Below are 447 nucleotides of genomic sequence, written 5' to 3'. Positions count from 1 at the left end.
CAACAGCGAGGCTGTCTACACCCGTCAGTTCGACAAAGCGTTTGGCTTCCTGCGGATCGGTCAGAAAAGCATTTTCCGCATCAACGCTCATGTCATCTTCGACACCGCCCAGTCGCCCTAGCTCTGCCTCCACGCTGCAATCACGTGAGTGGCAAAAGTCTACGACCGATTTCACCAGCTTTACGTTCTCTTCAAATGGGAAGTGGCTACCATCGATCATGGCGCTACGCACGCCAGCATTCACCTTATGGCGAATGTCATCCAACGATTCGTGGTGATCGAGATGCAGCGCCAGTGGTATATCGAAACTGGTAGAGTACGCGCTGCATAGCGCATAGATCTCTTCCAGCGCAATATGCTTAAAAGTACCCGGCGTCCCAGCGAGGATCACGGGTGATTTCATTTCTCTACACACTTCAAGGATAGCCTGGACCGTCTCGGCGTTAT

The 447-nt window shown here is 52.6% G+C and carries 1 protein-coding gene; it reads right to left on the bottom strand.

Annotation, left to right across the window (positions count from 1 at the left end):
- The coding region (locus F7Q90_RS26065; protein WP_211369712.1) for a class II fructose-bisphosphate aldolase at positions 1 to 447 on the bottom strand (447 nt) is incomplete at both ends.

Origin of the sequence: Pantoea stewartii subsp. stewartii (assembly GCF_008801695.1) — a bacterium.
GTDB lineage: Bacteria > Pseudomonadota > Gammaproteobacteria > Enterobacterales > Enterobacteriaceae > Pantoea > Pantoea stewartii.
This window is presented reverse-complemented; position numbering and strand designations above follow the sequence as displayed.